This is a genomic window from Mesorhizobium sp. M7D.F.Ca.US.004.01.2.1 (assembly GCF_003997785.1).
GTDB classification, from domain to species: Bacteria; Pseudomonadota; Alphaproteobacteria; order Rhizobiales; family Rhizobiaceae; genus Mesorhizobium; species Mesorhizobium loti.
This window is the reverse complement of sequence record NZ_RZRQ01000445.1, coordinates 1-3,810: the sequence shown is the minus strand read 5'-3', so window position 1 is coordinate 3,810 and position 3,810 is coordinate 1. Positions and strand designations below refer to the sequence as shown.

Annotated in this window: 2 protein-coding genes and 1 pseudogene; all 3 read right to left on the bottom strand. The window is 60.6% G+C overall.

What is annotated here, in order from left to right:
• Positions 1-126: 126 nt before the first annotated feature.
• Entirely contained in the window at positions 127-399 is a 273-nt protein-coding gene (locus EN993_RS32620) for an HU family DNA-binding protein (protein ID WP_006201846.1), read from the bottom strand.
• A gap of 297 nt (positions 400-696) precedes the next feature.
• Positions 697-3,108, bottom strand: coding sequence for an endopeptidase La (lon, locus tag EN993_RS32615; protein ID WP_109669508.1), 2,412 nt, complete (start codon positions 3,106-3,108; stop codon positions 697-699).
• A 306-nt stretch (positions 3,109-3,414) separates the two neighbouring features.
• Positions 3,415-3,810, bottom strand: a pseudogene (locus EN993_RS32610) (ATP-dependent Clp protease ATP-binding subunit ClpX); the annotation flags it as partial.

The window sequence follows — 3,810 nt, the reverse complement described above, 5'->3', positions numbered from 1 at the left end:
ACGCAGGTACACGCGACCAGAAAAGCCGGGCTTGCCCGGCTTTTCTGGTCGCGTGTACCTGCGTAGGCCACGAAAATGAAAAGCCGGGCTTGCCCGGCTTTTCTGGTCTCTGAAAAGAAAAACCGCTTAGTTGACTGCGTCCTTGAGGCCTTTGCCGGCCGAGAACTTCGGCACGGTGCGTGCCGGAATCTTCACTTCGGCGCCGGTCTGAGGATTGCGGCCGGTCGACGCCGCACGCTTTGACACGGTGAAATTGCCAAAGCCGACAAGCCGGACATCGCCGCCCTTCTTCAGTTCACCGGTGATCACGGAAAATACCGCATCGACCGCCGACTGCGCGTCACCCTTCGAAATGCTCGCGGCGTCGGCGACAGCGGATACCAGTTCGTTCTTGTTCATAAAAATTCCCTTCCATGAGAACACCGGAACTATCGACTCATCCGGCAGGAAACGGACTTTAGAAAGAAGCGTTCCCGCAACCAAGTCGAAAAGGCAGGAAAAAAGCGGAAAAAGCCCGGAAATGCTGGGTTTTTCACATGAAAAAGCCGGGCGCTAGGCCCGGCTCTCTGTTTGTGCACTGCAACCTTAGCGAAAACCAACGCATGGCCCCGAAAACCGTGGCCGGTTTTCGGAAAGGACCATACGCAAGTCCAAGGCACTAGAGCGTCCTTTGCGTCCAAGTGGACGCGCGGCGCTCTAATGCGCCAGAGGCTTTCCAGCGTCGTCGGCACTGTCTGTCGCGGCCGGCGGATTGACCGGTTCGACCCATTCGATCGGCTCCGGCATACGCACCAGCGCGTGGCGCAACACCTCACCGACCCGAGAGACCGGAATAATCTCCATGCCGTTCTTCACATTGTCCGGAATCTCCGCCAGGTCCTTGGCGTTGTCTTCCGGGATCAGCACCTTCTTGATGCCGCCGCGCAGTGCGGCGAGCAGCTTCTCCTTGAGCCCGCCGATCGGCAAGATGCGGCCGCGAAGCGTTATCTCGCCAGTCATCGCCACATCCGCCCGGACCGGAATACCCGTCAGTACCGACACAATGGCTGTCGCCATGGCAGCACCTGCGGACGGGCCGTCCTTCGGCGTGGCGCCTTCCGGCAAGTGCACGTGGATGTCGCGCTTGTCGAACAGAGGCGGCTCGATGCCGAAATCGACGGCGCGCGAGCGGACATAGGAGGCCGCCGCCGAAATCGATTCCTTCATCACGTCGCGCAGATTGCCGGTCACCGTCATGCGGCCCTTGCCGGGCATCATGACGCCTTCGACCGTCAGCAGCTCGCCGCCAACTTCCGTCCAGGCAAGACCCGTAACGACACCGACCTGATCGTCAGCCTCGACCTGACCGAAGCGGAAGCGCTGAACACCGAGGTAATCGGCAAGGTTCGCCGCCGTGATGCTCACCGTCTTCTTCTTCGTCTTCAGAATCTCGGTCACCGCCTTGCGCCCGAGCTTCATCAGCTCGCGCTCCAGGCTCCTGACGCCCGCTTCACGGGTGTAGGTCTGGACGATGGCGCGGATCGCGTCCTCACCGACGGAAAACTCCTTCGGCTGCAGCGCGTGATCGCGGATCACCTTCGGCATCAGGTGCCGCTTGGCGATCTCGATCTTCTCGTCCTCGGTATAACCGGCGATACGGATGATCTCCATGCGGTCCATCAAGGGCGCCGGGATGTTCAGCGTATTCGCCGTCGTCACGAACATCACGCTCGACAGATCGTACTCGACCTCGAGGTAGTGGTCCATGAACGTCGAGTTCTGTTCCGGATCGAGCACCTCGAGCAACGCCGACGACGGATCGCCACGGAAGTCCTGGCCCATCTTGTCGATCTCGTCGAGCAGGAAGAGCGGATTGGACTTCTTCGCCTTCTTCATCGACTGGATGACCTTGCCGGGCATCGAGCCGATATAGGTGCGGCGGTGGCCACGGATCTCGGCCTCGTCACGCACACCGCCCAGCGCCATGCGGATGAACTCACGTCCAGTCGCCTTGGCGATCGACTTGCCGAGCGAGGTCTTGCCGACGCCGGGAGGGCCGACGAGGCACAGGATCGGCCCCTTCAGCTTCTTCTGGCGGCTTTGCACGGCGAGATACTCGACGATGCGCTCCTTGACCTTGTCGAGGCCGAAATGATCGGTATCGAGCACGTTCTGCGCGAAAGCCAGGTCCTGTTTGACCTTGGAGTTCTTGCCCCACGGGATCGACAGGATCCAGTCGAGATAGTTGCGCACGACGGTCGATTCCGCCGACATCGGCGACATCGTCCTGAGCTTCTTCAACTCGGCTTCCGCCTTTTCGCGGGCCTCCTTGGAGAGCTTGGTCTTCTTGATGCGCGCCTCGATCTCGGCGGCTTCGTCGCGGCCGTCCTCGCCCTCGCCGAGCTCCTTCTGGATCGCCTTCATCTGCTCGTTGAGGTAGTATTCGCGCTGCGTCTTCTCCATCTGGCGCTTGACGCGTGAACGGATGCGCTTCTCCACCTGCAGGACGGAGATTTCGGCTTCCATGAAGCCCATCGCCTTTTCCAGCCGCTCCTTGACCGAGAGCGTGGCCAGCATTTCCTGCTTTTCAGGAATCTTGATGGCGAGATGCGAGGCAACCGTGTCGGCGAGCTTGGAATAGTCGTCGATCTGGCTGGCGGCACCCACCACTTCGGGCGAGATCTTCTTGTTCAGCTTGACGTAATTCTCGAAATCGGTGACGACCGAACGGGCCAGCGCCTCGACCTCGACCTCTTCCTCTTCCGGCTCGACCAGCGCCGCAGCGCGGGCCTCGTGGAAGTCGGGACGGTCGGTGAACGAGACGATTTTCGCGCGCGAGGCGCCCTCGACCAGAACCTTGACGGTACCGTCGGGCAGCTTCAGCAATTGCAGCACGTTGGCGAGCGTGCCGATGTCAAAGATGGCATCGGGCTCGGGATCGTCGTCGGCGGCATTCATCTGGGTGGCAAGCAGAATCTGCTTTTCCTGACCCATCACTTCTTCCAGCGCCTTGATCGACTTCTCACGCCCGACGAAGAGCGGAACGATCATGTGCGGAAACACCACGATGTCGCGCAGTGGGAGGACTGCGAAGACGCCGTCGCTGGGAGCCTTGGATACTTTGGCCATTGTCCAACCTTTCATATCGCGGCCGCCAATCAGCCAACCGCGAATCCTATATTAACGACCGGGGATCGTTCCGCCTACCACCGTTTGTGACGGGAGTTTTACAGCACAGAAATCGGGCACCTCGGCCTTCTCCAATTAGTTGGATGCACGATCCACAAAGATCAAGGGGCGAGCACAAATCCGCACCTCCAACTTGCCCTGAAGTGACACATTTGCGACGCCAAGACCGGGCCCGCCCACAAAACCCTGGGCGATAGCAAAACGGCGCCTTGCGGCGCCGTTTCAGAATTTCGCTGCGGGCTCATGTCAGGCGCTGACATTGCCCTTCTTTTCCTTCTGCTCGGAGTAGATGTAGAGCGGCCGGGCACTGCCGGTCACCACCTCCTCCGAAATCACCACTTCGCGCACGCCTTCGAGCGCCGGAAGTTCGAACATCGTGTCGAGCAGGATCGCTTCCATGATCGAACGCAGGCCGCGGGCGCCGGTCTTGCGCTCGATGGCGCGCTTGGCGATCGCCGACAGGGCGTTCTCGTGGAAGGTCAGGTCGACATTCTCCATCTCGAACAGACGCTGGTACTGCTTGACCAGCGCGTTCTTCGGCTCGGTCAGGATCTGGATCAGCGCCGGCTCGTCGAGATCCTCCAGCGTCGCCAGAACCGGCAGACGGCCGACAAACTCGGGGATGAGGCCGAACTTCAACAA